The sequence below is a fragment of the Devosia oryziradicis genome (genome assembly GCF_016698645.1).
In the GTDB taxonomy this organism is placed as follows: Bacteria; Pseudomonadota; Alphaproteobacteria; order Rhizobiales; family Devosiaceae; genus Devosia; species Devosia oryziradicis.
In genome coordinates, this window is sequence record NZ_CP068047.1 from 461,994 (window position 1) to 485,614 (window position 23,621).

Consider the following 23,621-nt stretch of genomic DNA (forward strand, 5'->3'; position numbering starts at 1 on the left):
AGCCCGGATTCGACAGACAGCCCGAATTTGGGTGCCTAGCCAGCGGCTTTTCGGATCAGCGCGGCAAGCATGTCCTCGTCCGCCTTGGTGAGCTTGGTCAGGGCAAAGGCGGTCGGCCACACCGTGCCGTCATCGAGCCGCGCGGCGTCGTTGAAGCCGAAGCTGGCATAGCGCGAGTCGAACTTGCCGGCCGGCGTGAGGAAGCAGACCACCTTGCCATCGGCATTGGCCCAGGCCGGCATGCCGTACCAGGTCTTGGCGGCGAGGCTAGGGGCGTTCTCCGTCACCAGCCGGTGGATGGTCTCGGCAATGGCCTTGTCGCTCGGATTGAGCTCGGCGATCTTGGCAAGCAGGTCGCCCAGGCCGTCGGCCTTCTTGCCCTTCTTGCGCTCGACCTTGGCATCCTGCATCGCCTCCAGTTCGGCATCGGAAAAGGTCTTCTTGGTGGCCATCCTGTTCTCCATTGGTCAGTCGAGCGTGGCCACGAGCTTGTCGAGCGCCGCGATGAATTGGGGCCACGAGGCTCGGGCGCCCTTATAGGCGGCGTCCTGATCGGGCCGGAAACCACTCTGCTCCATGCGCAGCACGGTTCCGGCCGCAGATGGTTCGAGGGTGAAGGTGACGATGCTTTGGAGCCCGAAGGCATCCCAGGTGTAGGACAGGGAACGGTTCGGCTCGAGCTCGAGTACCCGGCAATCGACCACGACATTGACGTCTGGCCTTGGCTGCCGGCGCAGGGTGAATGTCTGGCCCTTGACCGGCTGGAAATCGGTCTGCATCAGCCACTCCCCGATCAGGTGCGGCTGGGTCAGGGCCCGCCAGATTTTCTCGGGCGGATGGGCCAGCGTCCGCTCGATGACGACGGTACGGACCTCGGGCATGTCGATCACTGATCCATCCTCCCGAGCAGGTTTTCGAGGTCGTTGAAGCGCGCGTCCCAGAAGCTGGCCATTTCGCTGGTCCAATCGGTCAATGGCGTAAGGGCACCCGGCAGGGCCCGATAGTGGGTTTGCCGTCCCGCGGGGCGATCCTGCACCAGGCCGGCCTGCTTGAGCATGGCCAGGTGGCGTGAAACCACCGGTTGGGACACGCCCGAGCCGTCGGTCAGCGCACCCACCGTCGTTTCGCCCTCCCGGCAAAGGCGCTCATAGAGGGCGCGCCGCGTCGGATCGGCAAGCGTTTTGAAGAGCATGTCTGTGCTGGTCGCCATAATTCATGCCTCGTTGGCTATGGATTGACATATAGCCGAACAGGTATGAATTTGGCAAGCGCGTCGGCGACGACCGGCGGGGGCCCGCTAGATGGCGTTGCCTTCGGCGTTGAACAGGTGCAGCCGCGCCGGATCGATATAGGCGCTGACCTGCGCGCCCAGCTCTACCTTGCGCTGGCCCTCAAGCACGATATTGAGCGGCTGGCCATCGGACGTGGTGGCATAGACCACCGTCTGGCCGCCCAGATTTTCCACCAGGTCGACGGTGATGTCGGCCAGCTTGATGCCGCTGCCATCGGCGATGGTGATGTGCTCGGGCCGGACACCCAGCGTGGTGGCGCCGGCGACCGACCGCGACAGCGCCAGGCTGTTGCCGGCCACCTTGATGCCGGCACCTTCGGCACTGGCCTGGAGGAAGTTCATCTTGGGCGAGCCGATGAAGCCGGCGACGAACAGGTTCCGCGGGTTGTTGTAGAGCTCGAGCGGCGCGCCGGCCTGCTCGATGACGCCCGAGCGCAGCACCACGATCTTGTCGGCCATGGTCATGGCCTCGACCTGGTCGTGGGTCACGTAGATCATGGTGTTCCCCAGATCATTGTGCAGCTTGGCGATCTCGACGCGCATCTGCACGCGCAGCTCGGCATCGAGGTTCGAGAGCGGCTCGTCGAACAGGAAGATGCGCGGCTCGCGCACGATGGCCCGGCCGATGGCGACGCGCTGGCGCTGGCCGCCCGAGAGCTGCTTGGGCTTGCGGTTGAGCAGCGGCACGATTTGCAAAATCTCGGCAGCGCGCTGCACGCGGGCCTTGATCTCGTCCTTGGGCGTCTTGGCGGTTTCCAGGCCAAAGGCGAGGTTCTGGTAGACGTTCATATGCGGATAGAGCGCATAGGACTGGAACACCATGGCGATGCCGCGACGGGATGCCGGCACGTCATTCATCCGCTCGCCATCGATCAGCAGGTCGCCACCGGTAATCGGCTCAAGGCCGGCGATCATGCGCAGCAGGGTCGACTTGCCGCAGCCGGATGGGCCGACAAAGACCGTGAACTCGCCCGGATCGATGTCGAGGTCAATGCCGTGGACGACCTCGACATCGCCATAGGCCTTGACCAGTTTGCGCAGCTGAATGGGTGTCGACATGCGTATCTCCTAGGCCGCGCGGAACTGGGCCGGGACCCAGCTCTCGTAAAGCGGATGGCCGGGGCCGATGGGGAGAACCACATCCTCGTTGGTGGCCGAGGAATGGTAGAAAGCGGTGACCAATTCAAGCGAGCGGCGCGAGTCGGCCGAGGTGACCGGCAGGGGGCCGGCGCCGACCAGGGCGTCGTGGAAGCGCGCCATCTGCGTCTCGAAGCGCGAGGGCACGTGCTTCCAGTCCTTGAGCAGCGCCTCGATCCTGGCGGCCGTTTCGGGATTGCGTGGCTGGATCTTCCAGGGTTTTTCGCCCGGATTGTAGGCGGCGTGATCGCTCTCGAACGTGACGTTCTCGAAGGCGAGGCGAATGCGCGTGGTGTCGTCGGCCGAGCCGAGCGTAGCGGTGAGGCTGGCCAGGGCGCCATTCTTCATCACCAGCGAGGCCGAAATGGTGTCTTCCACCTCGATGGGATTGACGCGGGTGGCCACGCGGCCGAAGACGCGCTCGATATCGCCCATCAGGTAGGTGAAGAGGTCATGCGGGTGGATGGCGTGGCCCATCAGGACGCCACCGAGCTCGGTGGCCCACTTGCCGCGCCAGGGCACCGCATAATAGGGCGCGTCGCGCCGCCAGAGCGTCTCGACCGTGCCCATGAAGGGCTTGCCGGAAATGCCGGCATCGATGATGGCCTTGGCCTGTTCGATGCCATTGCCGAAGCGGTACTGGAAGACCGGCATCAGCATGCCCGTGGAGCGCTTCTCCTCTTCCATGACGGCGTCGACCTGGGCGAGCGAACCCACCAGTGGCTTTTCGCAGATGACGTGCTTGCCCGCCTTGAGCGCGGCCATGACCATGGAGAAATGCAGCCCCGGCGGGGTGCAGATGTCGATGACGTCGATATCGTCCATGGCCAGGAGATCGTCGAAGCTGGCAATGCGGCGCTCGACGCCGAATTCATCGGCGACCGCGTTCAGGCGCTCGGCGTTGAGGTCGCACAGGGCCAGGACCTTGAACTTGGCCGCATTGGGCACATAGCCCTCCACGATATGGCTGCGACCGATGCCGCAACCGACGACGCCGACGTTGAAAATCCTGCTCATTGCGCCCACTCCGTCCCGCGTTCGGCCAGCTGCTGGGCCGTCAGGGCCAGCTTCATGGCGTTGAAGCACCGCTCCTGCGGCATTGATGTCTCGGTGCGGTTTCTGACGTCATCGAGGAACTGCCTGCCGAAGGGCCGCTCGACCTGTGAACAGTCGATATGGCGCGGACCCTGCTTGTTGACCAGGAACAGGTGATTTTCGCCGGGGCGGCCGGCAATGTCGATATATTTGCGCAGCTCGATATAGCCTTCGGTGCCCAGGATGGTCAGGCGCCCGTCCCCCCAGGTCGGCAACCCATCGGGCGTGAACCAGTCCACCCGGATATAGCCCGACGTGTTGGCCGTCCGCAGGTGCACGTCGCCCACATCCTGCAGGCCAGGCCTCGCCGGATTGTTGCGGTTGGCCACGGTGGCGGAAACCACTTCGGCATCCATCGCGTCCGAGAAGAACAGGAACTGCTCGAACTGGTGGCTGCCGATGTCGCACAGAATGCCGCCATAGCGCTGGCGATCGAAGAACCAGTCCGGCCGTTGGTTGTTGCGGATGGCGTGAGGGCCAAGGCCGACCGTGTTGATCACCTTGCCGATGGCGCCCTGCCGGATCAGGTTGCCGGCCTCCACGGTCGCACGCACCTCGAAATGCTCGGAATAAAGCACGCTGTAGATGCGGCCCGTCTCCTTCTGCACGCGCTTGATCTCGTCGAGCTGGGCAAAGGTAGTCATGCCCGGCTTGTCGGTCAGCACATCCTTGCCATGCTGCATGGCGGCGATGGAGATGGCGGCGCGATCGGCCGGAATGGCCGAGGTCAGCACCACCGATATCGCGGGATCCTCGAGGATGGCGCGCGGATCGGTGACGCGCCGGGCCTGCGGATACTTGGCGCCGAAGGCGGCCGCAAGGTCATCCTCGATGGCATGGAAGGCCGTGAACTGCGCGCCGGCATCGAGCAGACAGTCAACCTGGCCGTAGATATGGGCGTGGTTGATCCCGATGGCGGCGAATTTGATGTCAGTCATAGATTTAACGCTTCATACCGGTGGTCGCGATGCCCTCGATGAGCAGCCGCTGGAAGAACAGGAAGAACAGGAAGATGGGCACGATGGACAACACGCTCATGGCAAACAGCCCGCCATAGTCGCTTTCGCCGGTGGAGTCGGTGAAGGTGCGCAGGCCCAGCATGACGGTGTAGGTCTTCATTTCGCTCAGGTAGATCAGCGGTCCGAAGAAATCGTCCCACGTCCAGATGAAGGTGAAGATGGCGGCGGTCGCCAGCACCGGCATGGAGAGCGGCAGGATGATCTTCCAATAGATGCGCCAAGGGGAGCAGCCGTCCATCTGCGCCGCCTCGTCGAGCTCCTTGGGGAGACCCCGGAAGAACTGGACCATGAGGAAGATGAAGAAGCCGTCGGCGGCCAGGAACTTGGGCACCACCAGGGGCAGGAAGGTGTTCACCCAGCCGAGCTGGCGGAACAGCACATATTGCGGGATCAACGTCACCTGGTAGGGCAGCATGAGCGTCATCAGCATCATGGCGAACCAGAAGTTCTTGAACTTGAAGTTCAGCCGGGCAAAGGCGAAGGCCGCCATCGAGCAGGCCATGACATTGCCGATGACCGACAGGCCCGAAATGATGAAGCTGTTGAGGTAGAAGGTCGAAAAGCTGGTCCGCAGGCCGTTCCAGCCCCGGATATAGGCATCCAGGCTCCAGGACGAGGGCCAGATGCTGGCCGAGGTGAAGATCTCGTTCTCCGGACGGAAGGATGCAGCCAGCAGCCACAGCAGCGGATAGAGCATCAGCACCGAGACGGCGAGCAGCGCCGCATGGGTCAGCACCGAGACGATCTTGCGCTGGGTAGGGGTCAGCTTGCGGGCGCCGACGACGGTGAGCTTGGCAGTGGTGTCACTCATCGTAATGCACCCAGTATTTGCTGGTCAGGAACGAGAAGGCGGTGAACAGGCCCACCAGGGCAAGCAGGATCCAGGCCAGCGCCGAGGCATAGCCCATGCGGAAGAAGCCGAACGCCTCCTGATAAAGGTAGAGGGTATAAAACAGTGTCGAATTGATCGGATTGCCCGTACCGCCCGAGATGATAAAGGCGGGCGTGAAGCTCTTGAAGGCCTCGATGGTCTGGATGATGGCGTTGAAGAACACCACCGGGGTCAGCAGCGGCAGGGTGATCTTGACGAATTGCCGCCACTTGCTGGCGCCATCCAGGCTCGCCGCCTCGTACATGTCGGTCGGGATCTGCCTGAGGCCGGCAAGGAAAATGATCATCGGCGAGCCGAACTGCCAGACGGCCAGGATGATGATGGTCCAGAGCGAATATTGCGGGCTCGAAATCCAGCTCGGCCCGACAATGCCGAACAGGGAGAGGAAATCGTTGACCAGCCCGTCGCGGGCGAAGATTTGCCGCCACAGGATGGCGATGGCGACGGAGGCGCCGAGCAGGCTGGGCAGGTAGAACAGGGCGCGATAGAGGGGCAGGCCGCGCATGCCGCGGTTGAGCAGCATGGCCACGGCCAACGCGAAGGCGAGCTTGAGCGGCACCGAGAAGATGACGAAGACCATGGTCACGCGCATCGAGGCCCAGAATTTGGGGTCGGCGGTGAACATGCGGATATAGTTGCTGGCGCCGACCCATTCGGGGGAGGTCAACAGGTCGAAGTCGGTGAAGCTGAGATAGAACGAAGTGACGATCGGCCCGATCGTCAGCCCGAAAAAGCCGACCAGCCAGGGCAGCAGAAACAGGTAGCCGGGGGCATCGTTCTGCCAAAGCCGTGACCAGAGGCCGGTGGCCGCGCGCTCCTTTGCCGGAGCGACCGATTCAAGGGAGCGCGCGGTCATGCTTTAGACGGCCCGGTTGAGGATTTCGGTGGCGCCGGTCACGAGTTCGGCACCAGCCTGTTCCGGCGTCTTGGCGCCGAAGCCGACTTCCTGGCCCAGCGTGCGGATCAGCGAGGAATCCACTTCACCGGCAGCGGCCGGGGGTGGCGGCGGCAGCGGCCCGAGCAGGTCACCCAGGTTGGACACGAAGTTGAGCGCGATCTGGCTCTGTTCGTCCAGAGTCGGGGCGACGATGTCGCGCGACGCGGCCACACAGGGAATGCCGCGCTCGACGCCCAGTGCCTTGACCGCTTCCGCATCGGAGATGAAGAAGTTGAGGAAATCGGCAGCGGCTTCCTTGTTGGCGGACGAGCCGCCGACCGAGAAGAACATCGAGGGCTTGCGATAGTGACCGCCGCCAACGCCGGGGGCGATGCGGGGATAGCCGACCATGCCCAGCTTGTCCTGGACGATGGCCTGGAAGGCGACCAGCTGGTTGGAGTTGGAGGGCATCAGCGCCGCCTTGCCCAGAACCAGCATGGTGGATTCCAGCGGCCCGGTATCGAGGGCCTGGTCTTCGGCCGAGACGCAGACACCGGCTTCACGGAGCTTGGCCCACAGCTGGTACCATTCAACCGCGTCGGCTTCGTCAAAGCCCAGCTTGCCCTCGGCCGTATAGAGCGCCTTGCCGCGCTGGCGCAGCCAGTTGTCGAGCATGGGCTCGGAATAGGAGCCGTCCTGGATCGCTTTCATGCCGCCGCGAATATTGGCCGACTTGAACGCCTCGCCGATGGCCATCAGGTCATCCAGCGTCCAGTCGTTGGTCGGCACTTCGACGCCTGCCTCTTCGAAGGCAGAGACGTTGACCAGCGTTGCCACCGAATTGGCGCCCAGCGAGATACCGTAAAGCTTGCCGTCGACCTTGCCGCCTTCGAGCTGATCTTCGTCGAAGCTGGACAGATCGAGCACGCCGCCGACGAATTCGTCGAGCGGAGCGATGGCGTTACGCTTGGCGTATTCGACGATGTAGCGATAATCCATCTGGATGATGTCGGGGGCATTGCCGCCGGCGGTCTGCGTGGCCAGCTTGGGCCAGTAGTCGTTCCAGGCGAGGAATTCACCCTCGATATCGGTGCCCTTGGCGGCCTTGTAGAGGTCGGTCACGGCATAGGTGCGGTCGGCACGGGCCTGGCCACCCCAGAATGTCAGGCGCAGGCTGTCGGCCTGGGCCCATGCCGGCATGACCCCGGCGGCGCCAGCCGCGACGAGCGCGGAGCTGCCCATCAGGAACTGACGGCGGTCGATACGAATAGTCATATGCTTTCCTCCCTTTGAAGTCTGGTTGTTCCAATTTCCAGGAACTGAGCAATGTCGCGGCCTCCCGCCGCTAAATCACTGATCGGTTACTTCGCCTTGGCATAGCACACAGCTTTGCGGCAAGGCAATCGCTTGTATGGAAGATGCAGGGCGACAATCAACCTCATGCAAACCACAAGCATGCGCCCGGCATGCTGCCTGCCTTTGCTTGTCCAGGACGGCCGAAGCCGCAGCGGTCGAGGGCGATTGAGCTGGCCCTTCTCGTTTTGTTGAGCTCACACTGGCGCAGTCTCGACCAAAAGAAAAATACGAAATATCCTGCCCGATATAGATTTCTTCTATGAGGATCGGCGATGGACAAGCTGCTCAATCAGTTCCTGGCAGTGGCCGAGGCGGGGACCATCAGCGCGGCTGCGACGGCGTTGTTCGTCACCCAGCCGACCCTGACCTTCAACATGCGCAAGCTCGAAGAGACCATGGGCGTGCCCCTCCTCATCCGCACGCCGCGCGGGGTGGAGCTGACCGAATATGGCGAGACGCTGTACCAGAATGGGCGGCTGATGCGGCGGCTCTACGACAACACGCTCAGCGCCATCGCCCACCAGCGGGGCCGCACCGAGCAGGGTTTGCGCATCGGCACCGGCTATTCATGGTGGACCCTTTTCGTGCGCGACCTGGTGGTCGACTATTCCCGCAGCTTTCCCAATGCCCGCATCCATGTGAGCCTGGGCAACCAACTGCGCTGCATGGACCAACTGCTGAGCGGCGACATTTCGCTGTTCGTGGCCCATGAAATCGAGGGTCTGAGCCGCAGCACCGGGGCGCGCCTCATTCCGCTCACTCGGGTTGGACAGGGCTTTTTCGTCCGCGAGGGCCACGCCCTCCTCAGCCGGCCGCGCACCATCGCCGAAATCGAGGCCTATCCGGCGGTGACCAGTTCGATGCCCGAAGTCCGGCACCAGCGGTTCTTCGAGGCATGGAGCCGGACCACCGCGTCCAGCGTGCCGTTCGACCAGGGCAAATATGTTTTTGCCTCCAATTCGCTCGCTGCCTGCCTCGACTATGTCGAGCGCAGCGACGCGGTTATCAGCCATACCGAGGTGATGGCCGACGAGTTCATCAGACGGGGTTTGCGCCGCATCGAGATCACCGAAGCCACGCCCAAGGACCTGATCGGCATCTATGTGCTGCAGGAGCGGGCCACCGAGCCGCGCGTGGCCGAACTCATCGATCGCTTCAAGGCGGCGGCAACGGCTGTGCTGCCGCCGCTGGAATGAGCACCCGCTAAGCCGGCTTGGTCCTGAGGTAGTCGAGCACCATCTGCACCGCCTGGGCTTCGCGCTCCTGCACCATGTCGATGGCGCTGAGGTCTCGAGAAAAGATCACCGACAGCGTTGCCATGTTGGAGACATAGAAAAAGCCGAGGGCGGCAATGGAGATGTAGAGCTGCACCGGATCGACGTCGCGCCGGAAGATGCCCAGTTCCGCACCGCGTTCGACGATGGTCCTGATCTGACCCACCAGCGGGGAATGCAGCGCCTGGATATCGGGAAGCGTCTTGAGGAACCGCGCATTCTCGATGTTCTCCGTGCCCAGCAGACGCGGAAACCATGGATTGGCGAGGAAGTGGCGGAAGGTGAAGCGCACCAGGCGGTCCATGGCATCGACCGGCCCGAACTGGTCGAGCGACAAGGCCCGTTCGCCGCGTCGGATCTCCCCGTAGGCATCGAGCAGCACGGCCCGGTAGAGATCTTCCTTGTTGCCGAAATAGTGGTAGAGCAGTCGCTTGTTGGCCCCCGCCAGGGCTGCGATGGCGTCGACGCGCGCGCCCTCGAAACCGCGCTCGGCAAATTCGGCTCGCGCCGCGACCAGGATCGCCGCCTTGGTCTTTTCCGAATTTCTCTCGCGCTTTGCCGGCGCTGCCCTTGCCGCGAGCCGCTCGTCCATATCCGCTCCCCTGCGAACCGGCCATTGCCGCGCATGTCACTCCAGTAACAGCGCCGGCACCAGCGGTAAAGCACGCGGCGGACCGAGTGCAACGACCAGCTTGACGATCCCCAGTGTCGCGTGTAGCTAAGTAACTAATCAGTTACACGCGCAGGCGGCAGGGAGGATTGGATGGCAGACAGACGGCTCGGACTGATCATGCACGGGGTTACCGGGCGCATGGGGTATAACCAGCATCTGGTGCGCTCGATCCTGGCGATCCGCGACCAGGGCGGCATTGCCCTTAGCAACGGCGACCGCCTGGTGGTGGACCCGATCATCGTGGGCCGCGATGCCGACAAGATCGAACGCCTGGCGAAAAAGCACGACATCAAGCGCTGGGGCAGCGACCTCGATGCCGCGCTTGCCAACCCCGACGACACGGTGTTTTTCGACGCCGGCACCACGCTGATGCGCGCCTCGCTGATCGAGAAGGCGCTCGCCGCGGGCAAGCATGTCTATTGCGAAAAGCCGACCAGCGATTCCCTCGATGTCGCCGTCAACCTCGCCAAGACCGCGCGTGCCTCCGGGCTCAAGCATGGCGTGGTGCAGGACAAGCTGTTCCTGCCGGGCCTGATGAAGCTCAAGATGCTGCGCGACAGCGGCTTTTTCGGCAAGATCCTGTCGGTGCGCGGCGAGTTCGGTTACTGGGTGTTCGAGGGTGACTGGCAGCCGGCGCAACGGCCGAGCTGGAATTACCGCAAGGCCGATGGCGGCGGCATTATCCTGGATATGCTGTGCCACTGGCGCTATGTGCTCGATAACCTGTTCGGCGAAGTGCAGGCGGTGTCGTGCCTGGGCGCCACCCATATTCCGGAACGCGTCGACGAGAAGGGCAACCGCTTCAAGGCAGATACGGACGACGCGGCCTATGCCACGTTCGAACTCGAAGGCGGCGTGGTCGCCCAGATCAATTCGAGCTGGACCACGCGCGTGCGCCGCGACGACCTCGTCACCTTCCATGTCGACGGTACGCATGGCTCGGCCGTGGCGGGGCTGCACAAGTGCTGGAGCCAGCATCGCGTCAATACGCCCAAGCCGGTGTGGAACCCGGACCAGCCGCAGACCATGAACTTCTTTGCCGACTGGGAGGAAGTGCCGGACAACTGGCCGGCGCAGAACGGCTTCAAGGCGCAGTGGGAAATGTTCCTCAAGCATGTCGCCGAGGATGCGCCGTGGCAATACGGGCTCGAAGCCGGCGCCAAGGGCGTTCAGCTCGCCGAACTCGGCCTCAAGAGCTGGGCCGAACGCCGCTGGCTGGACGTGCCGAAGCTGGAATTCTAGTCGCGGGCGAAGGCCCCCTCACCCGGCCCGTTGGGCCGACCTCTCCCCCAAAGGGAGAGGTGTCGCAAGACCAGCCACAGTGCCCTCTTCACCTCTCCCTCTGGGGGAGAGGTCGGCGCGCAGCGCCGGGTGAGGGGGCCTTTCGGAGTTCGCCATGCCCACCCTCAACCTGCCCAATGCCGACCGCTCCATTTCCCCCTATACCCTCACAGGCACGCCCATTCCCTTCGTGCGTCACAAGGCGACGGACTTTTCGCGTATCGCCTATGCTGCGGCTCATGTGGTGGCCGACCCGCTGGCCAATAATGATCCCTGGCTTACCCCTGCCATCGACTGGGACACGACGCTCAAGTTCCGCCATCGCCTGTGGGATCTCGGCCTCGGTGTCGCCGAAGCCATGGACACGGCGCAGCGCGGCATGGGCCTGACCTGGACCGATGCGCAGGAGCTGATCCGCCGCGCCCAGGCCGAGGCGCGGACGCGCGATGACAGCCTCATCGCCTATGGCGCCGGTACGGATCACCTGATGCCCGGCCCCGACGTCACCATCGACCAGATCATCGCCGCCTATGAAGAACAGGTGGGGTTTGTCGAGGGCCAGGGCGGCCGCGTGATCCTGATGGCTTCTCGCGCGCTGGCCGCGGCCGCCAAATCGCCCGATGACTATGCCCGCGTCTATGGCCGCATCCTCAGCCAGGTGAAGCAACCGGTCATCATGCATTGGCTGGGGGAGATGTTCGACCCGGCCTTGCAGGGTTACTGGGCTGATGTCGACCACGACAGGGCGATGGATGTCTGCCTCGACGTCATCGCCGCCAATGCGAAGAACGTTGACGGCATCAAGATTTCGCTGCTGTCGGCCGAGAAGGAAATCGCCATGCGCCGGCGGCTACCAGCCTCGGTCAAGATGTATACCGGCGACGACTTCAACTATGCCGAACTCATTGCTGGCGACGACCAGGGCTATTCGCATGCGCTGCTCGGCATCTTCGACGCCATCGCGCCGGCCGCTTCGGCGGGTCTCGCGGCGCTGGGCAAGGGCAACAATAACGAGTTCTTTGACCTGCTCGAACCGACGGTACCGCTCAGCCGCCATATCTTTGCGGCGCCGACGCGGTTCTACAAGACCGGGGTTGTGTTCCTCGCCTATCTCAACGGATTGCAGGACCATTTCGCTATGATCGGGGGGCAGCAATCGACCCGTTCAGTGCAGCATCTGACCGAACTGTTCCGCCTTGCCGACAAGGCGCGCGTGCTGGCCGATCCGGAATTGGCAGCGAAGCGCATGCAGGCCGTGCTGGCGGTGAATGGGGTAGCTGCGCGATGACCACGGCCACGGACGCAGCCGTCAGCGCCTCCCTCCCCCTTGAGGGGAGGGACCGAGGGAGGGGGTCGACCGGTGGTCAACTGACGGACCCCCACCCCCAACCCCTCCCCTCAAGGGGGAGGGGAGCCCAGACTGAGGCACCTGAAAATGACCAATAGCATCTCGCTCAATCTCGCCACCACCCGCCAGGTCTGGGGCTTTGCCGAGGCGGTGGATGGGTGTCTGCGCGCCGGCATCACCGCCATTTCGCCCTGGCGCGACCAGATCGCGGCCATTGGGCTCGATGAGGCGGCGCGGATCGTCAAGGCCAACAATATCCGGGTGACCGGCGTTTGCCGCGGCGGCATGTTCCCCGCCGAAACCGCGGCCGGAAGACAGGCCAATATCGACGACAACCTGCGCGCCATCGATGAAGCGGCGGCGCTCAATGCCGATTGCCTGGTGCTGGTGGTGGGCGGCTTGCCCGGTTCAAGCAAGGACATCGTGGGTGCCCGCCAGATGGTCAGCGATGGCATTGCCGCCATGTTGCCCCATGCCAAGGCCTCGGGCGTGCGCATCGCCATCGAGCCGCTGCATCCCATGTATGCGGCCGATCGCGCCTGCGTGAACACGATCGACCAGGCGCTCGATATCTGCGAGTCGCTGGGCGAGACGGTGGGCGTCGCCGTCGACGTCTATCATGTGTGGTGGGACCCCTACCTTGCCCGCGCCATTGCGCGCGCCGGCCGGATGAAGCGCATCTTCGCCCATCACATCTGTGACTGGCTGGTCCCCACCAAGGATATGTTGCTGGATCGCGGCATGATGGGTGACGGGGTCATCGACCTCAAGTCCATCCGCGGGATGATCGAGGCTGCGGGATATAATGGCCCGCAGGAAGTTGAGATCTTCAGCCAGGATAACTGGTGGAAGCGCCCCGGCGACGACGTGCTCGCCGTTATCAAGGAACGGGTCGCCAGCGTGTGCTAGATAAAGCAAAACCCCCGAAGCAGGGCTCCGGGGGTTTTGTTCGGCTGGGAGTGCCGATCAGGCGCGGCTATATTCCAGCGTCTGGCAGAGGATGCCGCCACGGCAACCCTGGATCTCGATGGTATCAGAACTCACTTGGGTCACGGTGGCTTCAGCGCTGATGCCGCCAGCCGAAAGCGAGCCCTTCCAGGCATTGGGTGCAACGCGCTCGGCGCGCATCACCTGCTTGCCGACAAAGGCAAGGTTTTCCGGGGTTGCGGACTTGCCTTCCAGATTAGTCAGCACGCCGCAAAGGTCGGTCTTGTCCTCGCCGCAAGGCGTGAATTCAAACGAGGTGCCGTACTTGTCGACATAGGTGCCGCTCGGAAGAGTCGAGGCGTCCTGAGCCAGGCTCGGAACGATGGCCGCCGCGCAAAGTGCACCAATGGCAAAAGTCTTCTTGATCATATGCATGGTTGTTTCTCCATGCGACAACGCCGCCCCACGCAGTCGCCGTCAAAATTGGGTTGATGGATAGCTAACGCTGCACCACGACTACGGTTGCGCGCTTATGAGTTCACAATCTACCGGCGAAATGTGGCAGCAATTTCGACATGGGCAGATTGGGTGAATTGATCGACTGCGACAATTTCGCCCACGCCATAACCACCCGCCACCAGGATGGCCGCATCGCGGGCGAAAGTGCGTGCGTCGCAGGCGACCATGACGATGGTCTTGACCTTGGATTTGGCCAGTTCGCGGACCTGCGCCTCGGCCCCGGCGCGCGGCGGATCGAGCACCACGGCCTCGTAATTGAGTTCGAATTGCGTCAGCGGATCGCGGAAGAGGTCGCGGGGCCTCGCCGTCACCTCGCGGATGCCCTTGGCGAAGCGCCATGCCTTGTCGAGGGCCGCAACCGCCGGTTTATCGCTGTCGAAGGCGATGACAGGCCTTTGCTCGGCCAGCCGGAGCGCGAAGGGGCCGATGCCGCAGAAGAGATCGGCAACCGTCCTGGCCTTGCCCACCGCGCCCAGAACATAATCGGCCAGCGCCGCCTCGGCTGCTTCGGTGGCCTGGAGAAAGCTGCCGATCGGCAATTCCACCCGGGCGCGGCCCATTTCGATGACGGGCGCCTGGGCCTGCAGCACCATTTCGCCGTTGAGGGCCAGTCGCGCCAGCTTGAACCGACCGGCCAGTGGCGCCAGGCGGTCAGCGCGCGCCTGCTTCTTTTCGGTGCGCACGGCGACATCGAGACCGGTCAGGGTCGCAGTAAAGCTCACATCGGCTTCCCCGATCGCCTGCATGAGCGATCGGGCGATGTCGGGCGCCCGGGCGAGACCGGGTACCAGAATGGGGCAGGCATCGATATCGTGCACCTGGTGGCTGCGCAGCCGCATGTAACCGGCGCCCTCATGGCGCGCATGGAGGGTGGCGCGACGGCGGCCATCGCCGGCGGCATCGATGAAGCGTGTCACCCGCTGTTCGATGCCGGCAAAACGCAATGGCGTTTCCACCAGACCGATCTTGAAGGCCTCGTAGCTGGCCCGATCCATGTGCTGCAACTGGCAGCCGCCGCAGGCGCCAAAATGGGGACAGAAGGGCGCGATGCGACCGGGCGCCGGGTTGATGACCCGCAAAAGCGTGCCGCGCTCGCCATCGGCCTCGATTTCCACGACCTCGCCCGGCAGCGCCAGGGGCACGAAGACCTTGCGGCCATCGATCTCGGCAACGCCCTCGCCCTTGTGGCCGAGGCTGGTGATGGTGGTGGTGGTTGGCATTGATATCCGAGGCTTGCTGGGGGTTCAGTAGCCGGTTTGCACTGAAAGGTCACCCCATCCCCGATCGTCACCCTCGGGCTCGACCCGAGGGCCCTGCACTTACCCAACACTCAACAAGTGAAGAGCCCTCGGGTCAAGCCCGGGGGTGACGGCTGGTGGTTGGGGAGCTAAGGCCGGCTCGCCCATTCCAGCAAACTCGCCAATCCGACAAAGGGAATGCCGGCATGTTCCGACAGGCCTGAGGCACAGGTCGAGACGGTCGATACGCCCAGCGTGCAGCCCCCCGGAATGTCCCCCTTGGCAAAGCGGGTCGCGTGGGCATTGAGCTCGGGGAAGAACAGGCCCTTGTCGCCGGCATAGCCGCAGCAGGTCACAGAGCTCAGCACGGCGACCTGGTCGGCGCAGGCGCGGGCGATTGTCTCGGTCATCGGCTGTTCGGCGAGGCGCTGGGCCGAGCAGTTGTGATGCACCGCGACGACGGGCAGTTTGCGCGTAATGGTCAGCCGCGGCAGCAACTGGGCCATCAGGAACTGGCTGGAATCGAGAACGGGAGCGTCACCGGGAAATTCGCGCAGGTGCTTGGCGCAGGTGGAGGCGTCGGTGACGACGCTGAGGCGTCCGGCATCGGATAGGGCCGAGAGCTCGCGCTTGAGCTCGCCACCGACGGTCGCTGCCTGTTCGGGGAAGCCCTTGGACTGGAACGGCTGGCCGCAGCACCGGCCGGCCAGATGGTCCGGCATAACAACGTCGAAGCCGGCCCGCTCGAGCAAAGCCAGCATGGCATCGGGCACATCAAGCAGGCCGTGCTCGGTCTTGGGTGCGCCGAACATGCGGGTGGCGCAGCTGGGGAAATAGACGATGGACGGTCGCCCTGCCCGGGCGGTCGGCGCGGATTTGGGCGCGCCCGGCCCGTGACGGAGGGCGCGCGACACCCGCGGCACCCGCTCGCCGGTCAGCCGGCGGGCCGTGTCGGTGATCGCTTCGATCGCGGGCGCGGGGATGACCGTTCGCGCGGCATCGGCCAGCGCCACGCCACCGCGCATCATTGTTTCAACGGCACCGCGGTGATCGGCGGCGAAACCGGCAACCGAACGGGCCGTAGCGCCGCGGCGTTGGGCGCGCTGGCCGATAATCATCGTGCCGGTCTCGATGCCGACGGGGCAACGCAGCGAGCAGAGGTTGCAGGCCGCGCAGGTGTCGAGGCCGGCATATTGGAAGTCATCGTCCAGCTTCCTGAGCCGCGCCGGGTCCTCCCCGCTGCGGCGCAGCCGTTCGCGCTCCCTGGTTACGGCGATGCGCTGGCGCGGTGACAGCGTCATTTGGTGGCTGGGGCAGGCCGGCTCGCAGAAGCCGCATTCGATGCACAGATCGACCAGCTCGTCGGCCAGCGGCATGACCTTGAGATGCTTGATGTGGATCTTGTCGTCGGCGTTGAGCAGCACGCCGGGATTGAGCAGGCCTTCGGGATCAAAGAGGTCCTTGATGCGCCACATCAATTCATAGGCCTTGCTGCCCCACTCGGCCTCGACGAACGGTGCGATGGCGCGGCCGGTACCGTGCTCGGCCTTGAGCGAGCCGCCATACTGCACCGAAACCAGGTCGCTCAGCGCCTTGGAAAAGGTATCGAACTTCTCCGCCGAACCGGGCTGGGAGAAGTCGTCGCTCATCTGGAAATGGAGGTTGCCCGCCAGCGCGTGGCCGAAAATGATGGCGTCCTCGTAGCCGTGATGGTCGAGCAGTTGGCGCATGTCGGTGACGAATTCGGCCAGCCGTTCGATCGGGGCCGCCACGTCCTCGGTGAGCATCGAGGTACCCTTGGGCCGCGCCGCGCCGCCGGAGGCGAAAAAGCCCTTGCGAATATCCCACAGCGCATGGCTGCGGGCTTCGTCGGTGGAAAAGTCGACATGGGCCGCGCCATGTCGGGCCAGCAGGTCCACCGCCTTGGCCGTTTCGGCCGCCAGCGTCGTCGCGTCAGGCGCGGTCACGTCGATCAGCACGGCGGGCGAATTGCCGGTCAGCCAGGGCAGCAGCGGCGCCATGGGGGCCAGGTGCTCGACCGTCGCCAGCGCCCGGCGCTCGATATATTCGGCGGCGGTGACCCCGGTCGTCACCTGTACGCCGCCATTGGCCATCTCGATGATGGCCCGGCCGGCCGATTGCGGATCGGGGAAAGGCACGAGCGCGGTGGCCTTGAAGGGATGCTCGGGCACGGTGTTGTAGGTCACCTCGGACACGAAGCCGAGCGTGCCCTCCGAACCCACCATGAGGTGGATAAGGATATCGAGCGGGTCGTGGTAGTCGACCAGAGCATTGAGTGAATAGCCGACGGTGTTCTTGATCCGGTACTTCCGGCGGATCAGGGCAACGAGTTCGGCATCGGCCATGACCTCGGCGTGCAGACCGGCAATTGCCGCAAGCATGCCGGCATGATGCTGGCGAAATTGCTCGCAACTTGCCGGGTCGCCGGAATCGAGCACGGTGCCGTCGGTCAGCACGATCCTCAGCCGCGCCATCGTATGGTAGGTGTTCTGCGCAACGCCGCAGCACATGCCGGATGAGTTGTTGTTGACCACCCCGCCGATCTTGCAGGTGGCCTGCGACGCCGGATCGGGCCCGATCTTCCGGTTGAAGGGCTTGAGCGCCTTGTTGGCATTGGCCACGATGATGGCCGGCCCCAGCGTGATCTGCTCGGCACCCGGATGGATATCGAGCTTGCGCCAGCCATCGCCCAATACGGCCAGCACGCCATCGGTCACGGCCTGGCCGGAGAGCGACGTTCCCGCCGCGCGGAAGGTGATGGGCAGTCCCTCGGCGCGGGCGGCGGCCATGACGGCGCGGACCTCGTCCTCCGAGTTGATGAAGACTACTACGGCGGGAACCAACCGGTAGGAGCTGGCATCGCCGCTCCAGGCATAGGTCATCAGCGGATCGGTGTGGATGCGGCCGCGCAGCTTGCCCTTGAGCCTGTTCGCAACGCGTTCGCCCGCCGCTTGCCGGTCAGGGGCCGGCGGCTGGGTGGTCTTGGGATCGATGGTGGCTTGCTGCATAGGCAAGAGCTAACATGTCAGCCCTCACCTGCGAAGACCCCTGTCCAGGGGAGCAGGGCGGCGGTATCCCGCCGCCCCGAAGGTCAGATATCGATGTCGTCCTCGCCAAGCGCCTCGATCTCGGCGGCGGCGCGCTTGAGGATTTCGGCGGCGTGGCGCTGCTGGTCCTCGGAAGCACGGCGCGCCTTCTTGATGGCGGCCTTGAGCTCGCGGCGGGCGTCGTTGAGTTCGGGCACGACATCCTTGAGATCGCGATCGGCGTCCGGACCAGGACCCCAGCCCGGACCATGGCCGCGATGGGGCGGGCGATTGCCGAAATCGGGCCCCTGCCCGTCCTCGCCGCGGCCAAACGGCCAGTCGGCCTTGGCGAATTCGCGGAAGCGGTTCATCTGCTCGCCAGCCTTGGCCAGGAAGGCCAGGGTCGACTCGATGGCCTCGCGGTTGTCGCTGAGGTGCGCCCTGCCCTCATCGGTGATGGTATAGAGCTTCTTGTTGCCATCGGCCTGCGACGTGACATAGCCGGCCTCTTCAAGGAAGGTGAGCGCCGGATAGACGATGCCGGGGCTGGGCGTATAGAAGCCGGCCGATTTCTCCTCGATGGCCTTGATCAGGTCATAGCCGTGCCGCGGCTGCTGCTCGATCAGATAGAGGGCGACGAGGCGCAGGTCGCCGGAGGCAAGCATGCGGCCGATGCGGAAATTGCCGCCCATATTGCCCCAGCCTTCGCCGCTCTCGATGCCGGAAGCAAACCGCCCCCAGCCGCGACGTGCCATGGCCTCCATGCGGCGCCAATTGGGTTCGCCATTCCTCCAATATCCACTCATGATGGGTCTCCGATATATCTTGCGTTGCACTGACGCAGAAGATTGGCGCGGTTCATGGCGTTTTCAAGATATATCTTACGATTGTTTTGCAGTGCCGTTTGGCGTAGCCACTGTGCGCTTCCGCAAGTGAAGAGCCCTCGGGTCAAGCCCGAGGGTGACGATCCGGGATAGATTACCCGGTCCCGAAAAACAAAAATCCCGCCCGGCTGGGCCGGACGGGGATTGGTCTTGTCGCTGAAGGCGCGCCGCCTAGAGAACGGGCGACGGCGCGTTATCGCGGTCGAACTGGCCGTGCTTGCGGTAGCGATACATATAGGTGGGCAGGATGGCATCCATGGCGGTCGGCGTGATGCCGAAGGCCGCGAAGGTCCGCTTGTCCTTGATGGCGGCATCGGAAACGACATTGTCGACACCCAGCAGCTCGACCTGGTCGCCGGTCAGCAGCGGCGGCATGGGCAGGATGGCAAAGGGCAGCGCCAGGAGCTTGGCGATGCCCGATGGCAGGGGCAGCATCAGCCGGTTGCGGCCCGCTTCGCGCTGGATGCGGGCCAGCAGGTCCTTATGGGTCTCGATCTGCGGACCACCCAGTTCATAGATGCGGCCCGGCTTGACCTGGCCCTCGGCGGCCTTGGCAAATGCCTCGGCGACATCGCCAACGAATGCAGGCTGGAAGCGGGTGGCGCCACCGATCAGGGGCATCACGGGCAGCATGCGCGAGAGGGCGCCCATCAGGTTGAAGAAGCCGTCGCCCTGGCCGAACAGGAGCGAGGGGCGCATGATGATGGCATTGGGGAACGCCTTGAGCACGGCTTCCTCGCCCAGGAGCTTGCTCTTGGCGTATTGGCTGACCTCGGCGGCCTGGTCGACGCCGAGCGCGGACATATGCAACAGGGTCGAAACGCCCGCGGCCTTGGCGGCGGTGGCGATATTACCGGCTCCATCGACATGCACGGCCTGGAAGGTCTGGGCGCCGCGCGAATGGCCGACGCCAGCGAGGTTGATCACGATATCGGCGCCGGCAATGGCGCGACGCACGGAGGCGACGTTGCGCACATTGGCCTGGATCGGCACGATCTGGCCGACGCTGCCGAACATCCTGGTGTGTCCAGCCAGATCGGGGCGGCGCACCGCGACGCGAATGCGGTGGCCGCGCTTGGCCAGAAGCTGGACGATCTGGGTGCCGACAAAGCCCGAACCGCCGAAAATCGTGACGAGTTTGGGGGCGATCGTGTCCATCGTGGGCTCCGGCAAAGGCTTTGGTTTCTTCCCGCTTCTAGCGCATAGCCGCCGCCGCTGTCGAGGGCAGCGAGTCCGGGTTTGACGCTTGACTCTCACCCGGCTTTGTTCTTGTTATGTTCCATCAAGCAAGGAGAGAGCCGATGGCTGACAAGCAAACCTATCGCGGCCAATGCCATTGCGGCGCCGTACGCTATACCGCGACCACCGACATGAGCACGCTGGGCGACTGCAACTGCTCGCGCTGCCGGCGCCTGGGCTGGGTGATGCAATCGCTGCCGGCGGCCGACTTCACGCTCGAAAGCGGCGAGGACAATCTGAGCGTCTACCACTTCAGCACCGAGACGATCGATCACCTGTTCTGCAAGACCTGCGGCATCGAGTCGTTTTCCCGCGGCAGCGATGGCAAGGGCAACGAGATGGTGATGATCAACGTCAACTGCCTCGAGCCACCCATGCAGGTCGATCGCAACGCCATCAAACACTGGGATGGGGCTAACTGGTAATGACGGCAAGAATGTCGGTTGACATCCTCAGGCGCTGCCCCTAGTTACACCACCGCTTGCCCAGATGGCGGAATTGGTAGACGCGCACGGTTCAGGTCCGTGTACCGCAAGGTGTGAAGGTTCGAGTCCTTTTCTGGGCACCAAGTTTGACCCCGGTCGTGACTGATGTCGCGACCGGGGTTTTTCTTTGCCGCTTTGCAGGACCCGAGCGCCATCCACCAATCCATGCTCCGGAATCGCCCGGCAGGCATAAAGCTTTCTTTATATCCGGCTTGACCCCGACCCGAGCCAATGCCACAAACCTCGCAGAATTGCTCGATTTGAGCGATTTTCGGCATGTTAAGGGGATTTTGGTTGGCACGGTCTTCCTATCTTTTCACCTCCGAATCCGTCTCCGAAGGGCATCCGGACAAGGTTTGCGACCGGATTTCGGACGAAATCGTCGACCTGGTATTCCGCGAAGCCAAGAAGACCGGCATGGACCCCTCCCAGGTCCGCATTGCCTGCGAGACGCTGGCGACCACTAACCGCGTCGTGATTGCGGGGGAGGTGCGTGTTCCCGAATCCCTGCTCAAGAAGGGCAAGGACGGCAAGGTGCTGCTCGATGCCGCCGGCCACCCGGTGGTCAATCCGTCCAAGTTCAAGTCCACCGCCCGCAAGGCCATCCGCGCCATCGGCTATGAGCAGGCCGGCTTCCACTGGAAGACCGTCAAGATCGACGTGCTGCTGCATGGCCAGTCGGCCGATATCGCCCAGGGTGTGGATGCGACCGGCAACAAGGATGTCGGCGCGGGCGACCAGGGCATCATGTTCGGCTATGCCAGCCGCGAGACGCCCGAGCTGCTGCCGGCGCCGATCTATTACGCCCACAAGATCCTCGATACGCTGACGACGGCGCGCAAGGCCAATAACGGCCCGGCCGGCAAGCTGGGGCCCGATGCCAAGAGCCAGGTCACCGTGCGCTACGAGGAGGGCAAGCCGGTCGGCGTCACCCAGATCGTGCTCTCGACCCAGCACCTGGACGAGAGCCTCACCTCGGCCGATGTCCGCCGCATCGTCGAGCCCTATATCCGCGAAGCGCTGCCCGAGGGCTGGATCGGCAAGGATACGGTCTGGCACGTCAATCCGACCGGCAAGTTCGTGGTCGGCGGCCCCGACGGCGACGCGGGGCTGACGGGCCGCAAGATCATCGTCGACACATATGGCGGCGCCGCGCCGCATGGCGGCGGCGCGTTCTCGGGCAAGGACCCGACCAAGGTCGACCGTTCGGCGGCCTATGCCGCACGATATCTGGCCAAGAACGTGGTTGCGGCTGGCCTTGCCGATCGCGCCACCATCCAGCTCAGCTACGCCATCGGCGTTGCGCAGCCGCTCTCGATCTATGTTGACCTGCACGGCACGGGCAAGGTCGAGGAATCGGTGGTCGAGACCGCCCTGGCCAAGGTGATGGACCTGACGCCACGGGGCATCCGCACGCATCTCGATCTTAACAAGCCCATCTATGCCCGTACGTCGGCCTATGGCCATTTCGGCCGCAAGCCCGGTCGCGACGGCAGCTTCAGCTGGGAAAAGACCGATCTCGTCGGTGCGCTGAAGGCCGCGGTGAAGTAACGCCTTGTTCAGCATGCTCAGCCCGAGCGGGGCTTCCCATGCCGGGTTTCCAGTATCTTCGGTTCGGTGCACCGGAGATTTCGATGCCGGACAATATCTACAAGTTTCGTCGCCTGAAGTGGGGCGATCCAGAGACAATACTCAATATGCTTGGGCAGACGGAATCGCCTGCTCCGCGACGGTCTCTCAACTGGGACGTCGTGGGCATTGTCGTTGGACTGGCGATTATTGGTCTGCTCCTCATTCTTATTTTTAAGCCATCATGACCAAGCCAGACCACCAGCTGCCCAAGACCCGTTCTGGCGAGCCGCGCGCCTTCTTTGGACGGCGCTCGGGCAAGCGGCTGCATGACGGCCAGCAGGCCGTGTTCGATGCCACCCTGCCCGCGCTGGAGATCAAGCTGGAGGGCCAGCTCGACCCGCGCAGCCTTTTTCCCGATGCCGGGCGCATCATCATCGAGATCGGCTATGGCGGGGGCGAGCACCTGGCCCTGGAGGCCGGACGAAACCCCGATACGGGCTATATCGGTTGCGAGGTCTTTACTGGCGGCATCGGCAAGATGGTGCAGACCATCGCGGCCCAGGGGCTGGGCAATATAAGACTTTTCACCGACGACGCGTTCAAGCTCCTGGTACAGCTGCCCGACGCCTCGGTCGACGAGGTCTACCTGCTCTATCCCGATCCCTGGCCCAAGACGCGCCACCACAAGCGCCGGTTCGTTTCGCCGACCACGCTGGCCGAACTGGCGCGGGTCATCCGGCCGGGTGGCGCGTTCCACTTCGCCACCGATATCGAGGACTATGCCAACTGGACGCTGGCCCATATCGTCAGGGCGCCACAATTCAGCTTCGCGCCAAAGAGCCCTGGCAGCTGGCACCAGCCCTATCCGGGCTGGGAAGCCACGCGCTACGAACAGAAGGCCCGGCGCGAAGGGCGGCTGGTCAGCTTTTATTTCAGCTTCACGCGGGTTTAGCCTCCAGCGGCGGGAGCAGCTTCGCTGCCCCTGTGATATCAGATATGTCAAAGTTTAATGTGCGGGGGCTCTGGTAGTCACGCAAACGCGAACCATATCCGGACCTCGACCAGTTCATCGAGGTTCGCCATGTCGCGTCAGTCCACGACCAATCCACACGACAACGACGTGTTGATGTCGAGACCGGGCAAGTGGACGCTGACCATCATCACCATGCTGCGGGTCGAGCCGCGGCGCTTCAACGACCTGAAGCGCGCCGGTGGGATTTCGCAGAAGACGCTGACGCTGACCTTGCGCGAACTGGAGCGCGACGGCTTCGTCACCCGCACCATGTTCGCGACGATTCCACCGCGGGTGGATTACGAACTGACGGCGCTCGGCCGTGAATTGCTGGAATTGGCGGACAGCCTGAAGAGCTTTGCCGACCGCAATGGCGCCTTGATCCAGGAGGCCCGGGCGCGGTTCGATGCCAGCGGCGGCGAGCCTGTCATCAAGCTGGTGCACTCGCTGTGAGG

At 63.9% G+C, this 23,621-nt stretch carries 24 protein-coding genes and 1 tRNA gene; 10 read left to right on the plus strand and 15 right to left on the minus strand.

Going from position 1 to position 23,621, the window contains the following annotated elements:
- Nucleotides 1–35: 35 nt before the first annotated feature.
- From JI749_RS02265 to JI749_RS02305, 9 genes are all read right to left on the minus strand, one after another.
- Nucleotides 36–452: an iron chaperone gene (locus JI749_RS02265; RefSeq protein ID WP_201658316.1), complete on the minus strand. Its 417-nt coding sequence runs from the start codon at nucleotides 450–452 to the stop codon at nucleotides 36–38.
- Nucleotides 453–467: 15 nt separating this feature from the next.
- Nucleotides 468–881: an SRPBCC family protein gene (locus tag JI749_RS02270; RefSeq protein ID WP_201662463.1), complete on the minus strand. Its 414-nt coding sequence runs from the start codon at nucleotides 879–881 to the stop codon at nucleotides 468–470.
- Between the two features lie 5 nt (nucleotides 882–886).
- The gene (locus JI749_RS02275; protein ID WP_201658319.1) at nucleotides 887–1,210 is read right to left on the minus strand and encodes an ArsR/SmtB family transcription factor; all 324 of its coding nucleotides are present in this window, start codon (nucleotides 1,208–1,210) and stop codon (nucleotides 887–889) included.
- A gap of 87 nt (nucleotides 1,211–1,297) precedes the next feature.
- Nucleotides 1,298–2,350: an ABC transporter ATP-binding protein gene (locus tag JI749_RS02280; RefSeq protein ID WP_201658322.1), complete on the minus strand. Its 1,053-nt coding sequence runs from the start codon at nucleotides 2,348–2,350 to the stop codon at nucleotides 1,298–1,300.
- A 9-nt stretch (nucleotides 2,351–2,359) separates the two neighbouring features.
- Nucleotides 2,360–3,445, minus strand: coding sequence for a Gfo/Idh/MocA family protein (locus JI749_RS02285; protein WP_201658324.1), 1,086 nt, complete (start codon nucleotides 3,443–3,445; stop codon nucleotides 2,360–2,362).
- Nucleotides 3,442–4,461, minus strand: coding sequence for a Gfo/Idh/MocA family protein (locus JI749_RS02290; RefSeq protein WP_201658326.1), 1,020 nt, complete (start codon nucleotides 4,459–4,461; stop codon nucleotides 3,442–3,444). The genes JI749_RS02285 and JI749_RS02290 overlap by 4 nt, the downstream gene beginning before the upstream one ends.
- 4 nt (nucleotides 4,462–4,465) lie before the next feature.
- Nucleotides 4,466–5,239 carry a carbohydrate ABC transporter permease gene (locus JI749_RS02295; RefSeq protein WP_407644920.1) on the minus strand — a complete coding sequence of 258 codons (774 nt, stop codon included), beginning with the start codon at nucleotides 5,237–5,239 and terminating at the stop codon, nucleotides 4,466–4,468.
- 106 nt (nucleotides 5,240–5,345) lie between these two features.
- Complete coding sequence (locus JI749_RS02300; protein ID WP_201658330.1) at nucleotides 5,346–6,290, minus strand: carbohydrate ABC transporter permease; 945 nt, start codon at nucleotides 6,288–6,290, stop codon at nucleotides 5,346–5,348.
- Between the two features lie 3 nt (nucleotides 6,291–6,293).
- Nucleotides 6,294–7,586: an ABC transporter substrate-binding protein gene (locus JI749_RS02305; RefSeq protein ID WP_201658332.1), complete on the minus strand. Its 1,293-nt coding sequence runs from the start codon at nucleotides 7,584–7,586 to the stop codon at nucleotides 6,294–6,296.
- A 353-nt stretch (nucleotides 7,587–7,939) separates the two neighbouring features.
- On the opposite strand from JI749_RS02305, the gene JI749_RS02310 reads away from it, so the two are divergent.
- Entirely contained in the window at nucleotides 7,940–8,863 is a 924-nt protein-coding gene (locus JI749_RS02310) for a LysR family transcriptional regulator (protein ID WP_201658334.1), read from the plus strand.
- Between the two features lie 7 nt (nucleotides 8,864–8,870).
- Here JI749_RS02310 and JI749_RS02315 read toward each other — a convergent pair whose 3' ends face one another.
- Nucleotides 8,871–9,533: a TetR/AcrR family transcriptional regulator gene (locus tag JI749_RS02315; RefSeq protein ID WP_201658337.1), complete on the minus strand. Its 663-nt coding sequence runs from the start codon at nucleotides 9,531–9,533 to the stop codon at nucleotides 8,871–8,873.
- Nucleotides 9,534–9,704: 171 nt separating this feature from the next.
- On the opposite strand from JI749_RS02315, the gene JI749_RS02320 reads away from it, so the two are divergent.
- The 3 genes from JI749_RS02320 to JI749_RS02330 all read left to right on the plus strand — a co-directional run bounded on the left by JI749_RS02320 (nucleotide 9,705) and on the right by JI749_RS02330 (nucleotide 13,152).
- On the plus strand, nucleotides 9,705–10,856 hold the full coding sequence (locus JI749_RS02320) for a Gfo/Idh/MocA family protein (RefSeq protein WP_201658340.1): 1,152 nt from the start codon (nucleotides 9,705–9,707) through the stop codon (nucleotides 10,854–10,856).
- A gap of 154 nt (nucleotides 10,857–11,010) precedes the next feature.
- Nucleotides 11,011–12,183 (plus strand): dihydrodipicolinate synthase family protein, encoded by a 1,173-nt coding sequence (locus JI749_RS02325; RefSeq protein WP_201658343.1) that lies wholly within the window; start codon nucleotides 11,011–11,013, stop codon nucleotides 12,181–12,183.
- A gap of 147 nt (nucleotides 12,184–12,330) precedes the next feature.
- Nucleotides 12,331–13,152, plus strand: a complete 822-nt coding sequence (locus tag JI749_RS02330; protein ID WP_201658346.1) for a sugar phosphate isomerase/epimerase family protein — start codon at nucleotides 12,331–12,333, stop codon at nucleotides 13,150–13,152.
- A gap of 57 nt (nucleotides 13,153–13,209) precedes the next feature.
- On the opposite strand, the gene JI749_RS02335 is transcribed toward JI749_RS02330, so the two are convergent.
- The 5 genes from JI749_RS02335 to JI749_RS02355 all read right to left on the minus strand — a co-directional run bounded on the left by JI749_RS02335 (nucleotide 13,210) and on the right by JI749_RS02355 (nucleotide 20,016).
- Entirely contained in the window at nucleotides 13,210–13,605 is a 396-nt protein-coding gene (locus JI749_RS02335; RefSeq protein ID WP_201658349.1) for a hypothetical protein, read from the minus strand.
- Nucleotides 13,606–13,715: 110 nt separating this feature from the next.
- Nucleotides 13,716–14,909, minus strand: a complete 1,194-nt coding sequence (locus tag JI749_RS02340) for a class I SAM-dependent RNA methyltransferase (RefSeq protein ID WP_201658352.1) — start codon at nucleotides 14,907–14,909, stop codon at nucleotides 13,716–13,718.
- 167 nt (nucleotides 14,910–15,076) lie between these two features.
- A complete protein-coding gene (locus JI749_RS02345; protein WP_201658355.1) occupies nucleotides 15,077–17,956 on the minus strand; it encodes an FAD-binding and (Fe-S)-binding domain-containing protein in 2,880 nt (959 codons plus the stop codon).
- An 83-nt stretch (nucleotides 17,957–18,039) separates the two neighbouring features.
- The gene (locus JI749_RS02350) at nucleotides 18,040–18,780 is read right to left on the minus strand and encodes a PadR family transcriptional regulator (RefSeq protein ID WP_233280835.1); all 741 of its coding nucleotides are present in this window, start codon (nucleotides 18,778–18,780) and stop codon (nucleotides 18,040–18,042) included.
- A gap of 249 nt (nucleotides 18,781–19,029) precedes the next feature.
- Nucleotides 19,030–20,016 (minus strand): complex I NDUFA9 subunit family protein, encoded by a 987-nt coding sequence (locus JI749_RS02355; RefSeq protein WP_201658358.1) that lies wholly within the window; start codon nucleotides 20,014–20,016, stop codon nucleotides 19,030–19,032.
- A 143-nt stretch (nucleotides 20,017–20,159) separates the two neighbouring features.
- Between JI749_RS02355 and JI749_RS02360 the strand changes: the two genes are divergently transcribed.
- The 6 genes from JI749_RS02360 (at nucleotide 20,160) to JI749_RS02385 (ending at nucleotide 23,619) form a co-directional block, all read left to right on the plus strand.
- Nucleotides 20,160–20,522 carry a GFA family protein gene (locus tag JI749_RS02360; protein ID WP_201658361.1) on the plus strand — a complete coding sequence of 121 codons (363 nt, stop codon included), beginning with the start codon at nucleotides 20,160–20,162 and terminating at the stop codon, nucleotides 20,520–20,522.
- A gap of 58 nt (nucleotides 20,523–20,580) precedes the next feature.
- A tRNA-Leu gene (locus JI749_RS02365) sits at nucleotides 20,581–20,665 on the plus strand.
- 211 nt (nucleotides 20,666–20,876) lie between these two features.
- Nucleotides 20,877–22,133 carry a methionine adenosyltransferase gene (gene metK / locus JI749_RS02370; protein WP_201658364.1) on the plus strand — a complete coding sequence of 419 codons (1,257 nt, stop codon included), beginning with the start codon at nucleotides 20,877–20,879 and terminating at the stop codon, nucleotides 22,131–22,133.
- An 83-nt stretch (nucleotides 22,134–22,216) separates the two neighbouring features.
- Nucleotides 22,217–22,399 (plus strand): hypothetical protein, encoded by a 183-nt coding sequence (locus tag JI749_RS02375; RefSeq protein WP_201658367.1) that lies wholly within the window; start codon nucleotides 22,217–22,219, stop codon nucleotides 22,397–22,399.
- The gene (trmB, locus tag JI749_RS02380) at nucleotides 22,396–23,106 is read left to right on the plus strand and encodes a tRNA (guanosine(46)-N7)-methyltransferase TrmB (protein WP_201658370.1); all 711 of its coding nucleotides are present in this window, start codon (nucleotides 22,396–22,398) and stop codon (nucleotides 23,104–23,106) included. Before JI749_RS02375 ends, trmB begins: the two co-directional genes overlap by 4 nt.
- 129 nt (nucleotides 23,107–23,235) lie before the next feature.
- Nucleotides 23,236–23,619, plus strand: a complete 384-nt coding sequence (locus JI749_RS02385; protein ID WP_201658373.1) for a winged helix-turn-helix transcriptional regulator — start codon at nucleotides 23,236–23,238, stop codon at nucleotides 23,617–23,619.
- Nucleotides 23,620–23,621: the final 2 nt, after the last annotated feature.

Coding starts and splice junctions, on each gene's coding strand:
- JI749_RS02265 (WP_201658316.1), bottom strand. CDS start 452: ATGGCCACCAAGAAGACCTTTTCCGATGCCGAACTGGAGGCGATGCAG.
- JI749_RS02270 (WP_201662463.1), bottom strand. CDS start 881: ATGCCCGAGGTCCGTACCGTCGTCATCGAGCGGACGCTGGCCCATCCG.
- JI749_RS02275 (WP_201658319.1), bottom strand. CDS start 1,210: ATGGCGACCAGCACAGACATGCTCTTCAAAACGCTTGCCGATCCGACG.
- JI749_RS02280 (WP_201658322.1), bottom strand. CDS start 2,350: ATGTCGACACCCATTCAGCTGCGCAAACTGGTCAAGGCCTATGGCGAT.
- JI749_RS02285 (WP_201658324.1), bottom strand. CDS start 3,445: ATGAGCAGGATTTTCAACGTCGGCGTCGTCGGTTGCGGCATCGGTCGC.
- JI749_RS02290 (WP_201658326.1), bottom strand. CDS start 4,461: ATGACTGACATCAAATTCGCCGCCATCGGGATCAACCACGCCCATATC.
- JI749_RS02295 (WP_407644920.1), bottom strand. CDS start 5,239: ATGCTCTATCCGCTGCTGTGGCTGCTGGCTGCATCCTTCCGTCCGGAG.
- JI749_RS02300 (WP_201658330.1), bottom strand. CDS start 6,290: ATGACCGCGCGCTCCCTTGAATCGGTCGCTCCGGCAAAGGAGCGCGCG.
- JI749_RS02305 (WP_201658332.1), bottom strand. CDS start 7,586: ATGACTATTCGTATCGACCGCCGTCAGTTCCTGATGGGCAGCTCCGCG.
- JI749_RS02310 (WP_201658334.1), top strand. CDS start 7,940: ATGGACAAGCTGCTCAATCAGTTCCTGGCAGTGGCCGAGGCGGGGACC.
- JI749_RS02315 (WP_201658337.1), bottom strand. CDS start 9,533: ATGGACGAGCGGCTCGCGGCAAGGGCAGCGCCGGCAAAGCGCGAGAGA.
- JI749_RS02320 (WP_201658340.1), top strand. CDS start 9,705: ATGGCAGACAGACGGCTCGGACTGATCATGCACGGGGTTACCGGGCGC.
- JI749_RS02325 (WP_201658343.1), top strand. CDS start 11,011: ATGCCCACCCTCAACCTGCCCAATGCCGACCGCTCCATTTCCCCCTAT.
- JI749_RS02330 (WP_201658346.1), top strand. CDS start 12,331: ATGACCAATAGCATCTCGCTCAATCTCGCCACCACCCGCCAGGTCTGG.
- JI749_RS02335 (WP_201658349.1), bottom strand. CDS start 13,605: ATGCATATGATCAAGAAGACTTTTGCCATTGGTGCACTTTGCGCGGCG.
- JI749_RS02340 (WP_201658352.1), bottom strand. CDS start 14,909: ATGCCAACCACCACCACCATCACCAGCCTCGGCCACAAGGGCGAGGGC.
- JI749_RS02345 (WP_201658355.1), bottom strand. CDS start 17,956: ATGCAGCAAGCCACCATCGATCCCAAGACCACCCAGCCGCCGGCCCCT.
- JI749_RS02350 (WP_233280835.1), bottom strand. CDS start 18,780: ATGAGTGGATATTGGAGGAATGGCGAACCCAATTGGCGCCGCATGGAG.
- JI749_RS02355 (WP_201658358.1), bottom strand. CDS start 20,016: ATGGACACGATCGCCCCCAAACTCGTCACGATTTTCGGCGGTTCGGGC.
- JI749_RS02360 (WP_201658361.1), top strand. CDS start 20,160: ATGGCTGACAAGCAAACCTATCGCGGCCAATGCCATTGCGGCGCCGTA.
- JI749_RS02375 (WP_201658367.1), top strand. CDS start 22,217: ATGCCGGACAATATCTACAAGTTTCGTCGCCTGAAGTGGGGCGATCCA.
- trmB (WP_201658370.1), top strand. CDS start 22,396: ATGACCAAGCCAGACCACCAGCTGCCCAAGACCCGTTCTGGCGAGCCG.
- JI749_RS02385 (WP_201658373.1), top strand. CDS start 23,236: ATGTCGCGTCAGTCCACGACCAATCCACACGACAACGACGTGTTGATG.